The 1,696-nt window shown below is 69.6% G+C and carries 2 protein-coding genes; both read left to right on the forward strand.

Annotated elements, in window-relative coordinates; genetic code table 11:
• Positions 1 to 139 precede the first annotated feature (139 nt).
• A complete protein-coding gene (locus PKH97_RS16435) occupies positions 140 to 1,327 on the forward strand; it encodes a cytochrome P450 (RefSeq protein ID WP_324388682.1) in 1,188 nt (395 codons plus the stop codon).
• 50 nt (positions 1,328 to 1,377) lie between these two features.
• The coding region (locus PKH97_RS16440; protein WP_324388683.1) for a peptide chain release factor-like protein at positions 1,378 to 1,696 on the forward strand (319 nt) is incomplete at its 3' end.

Consider the following 1,696-nt stretch of genomic DNA (forward strand, 5'->3'; position numbering starts at 1 on the left):
GAAGGGGGGATGCGTAGGGCCTACGCAAGACGCCCACAGCCGGACGTAACCGGCAATCGGGCCCCCGGTCAACCGGCCGTCACGGCCCAGACTGACGCGGACGGGAGTCGCAAGGACGCCTGGCGAAGGAGAGCAGTCGATGACGGTGGATGTGGCCAACCGGAGCGCGAGGGTGGCAGCCGAGGTGTCCGACGACTTGTTCGGGGACGTTGTCCTGGCCGACCGCCAGCACTACTTCGCTGACTGGCGTGAGCGGGCCGCCGTCGTGCATCTGAGGCAGAACGACATCTGGGCCGTCACCCGCTACGACGCGCTCAAGGAGGTTGTCGAGGACCCGTCGCGCTTCTCCTCGGCGAAGGCGACGTTCAACGATCTGATGAACGCCTCGCTGCGCGGGACGGCGCTCGCCTCCGATCCGCCTGAGCACGCTCGCCACCGCGCCGTGCTCGCGAAGTATCTCTCCCCCCGGGTCATGCGCGCCCGGCGCGACGACATGACCGGGTGCGCCGACGAACTCGTGGCCGCTGCCGTGGCGAAGGGCACCTTCGACGCTGTCCGGCTCGCCCAGGACTTCCATCAACGGGTGATCGGCGACCTGATCGGGATGCGGCGCGAGATCCAGGCGCGCGTGGTGCCCTGGGGCGACTCGGCGCTCAACGTCTTCGGGCCTTTCAACAAGCGCACCGGGCAGCATTTCCCCGTCGCGGGCGACCTGGCCCGGTGGGCCAAGCAGGTCACGCCGGCTCAGTTGACCGAGGGCAGTCTGGGCCGGGAGGTCTTCGCGGCCGCGGAGCGGGGTGAGGTCCCACCGGATGCCTGCAATGCGCTCATCCATCAGATGGTGGCCGCGGGCATCGACACCGCCATCGCCTCGCTGGGCAATGTGCTGGCGCACCTCGGCGATAACCCCGACCAGTACGCGATCCTGCGCGCCGAGCCCGGGCTGATCGGCTCGGCCTTCACCGAATCCCTGCGCTACGAGTCCCCGATTCACGCGATGGGCCGGTTGGTGGTGGCCGACACCGAGATCGACGGCGTGCCCGTGCCGGGCGGCGCGCAGCTCGCCCTGCTCTTCGGTGCAGCCAATCGCGACCCGCGGCACTACCCGGACCCGGACCGCTTCGATATCCGGCGCAACCCGATCGACCAGGTCTCCTTCGGCCACGGCGTGCATACGTGCGCGGGGATGCACCTGGTGCGGCAGGAGGCCGAGGTGCTCATCGCGGCGTGGTTGCGTCATGTGCCCGCCTTCGAACTTGGGCACCGGACGCGCAAGTTGAGCAATATGGTCAGCAGTTGGGCAACTCTGGCCATCACGGTGGGCTGACGACAGCATCACGGGCGGTTTCTCGCTGCGATGGCCCGTACGCTCGCGGCATGGATCTGCTGATCCCGCCTGGGCCCGGGATTCCGCGCGGCCTGACCATCCCCGGCGACCAGCTCGCCGAGCGCTTTTCGCGCGCTCAAGGCCCGGGTGGTCAGTCGGTCAACACTGCCGACTCTCGCGTAGAACTGGAGCTCGACCTGCGCGTATGTCCGGCCTTCACCGACGCGCAGCGCGCTCGCCTCCTAGAGGCACTCGACGGGCGGTTGGTCGGCGACCGCCTCGTCGTCACCGCGTCGGAGCACCGCAGCCAGCGCCGCAACCGGGTCGCCGCCCGCGATCGGATGGGCCGCCTGCTGCGTGCGGCGCTTG

Source organism: Nostocoides sp., assembly GCF_035343835.1.
Classification (GTDB): Bacteria; Actinomycetota; Actinomycetes; order Actinomycetales; family Dermatophilaceae; genus Nostocoides_A; species Nostocoides_A vanveenii.

Excerpts from the sequence above, each read along its gene's own strand:
- PKH97_RS16435 (WP_324388682.1), top strand. The coding sequence starts at position 140 with ATGACGGTGGATGTGGCCAACCGGAGCGCGAGGGTGGCAGCCGAGGTG.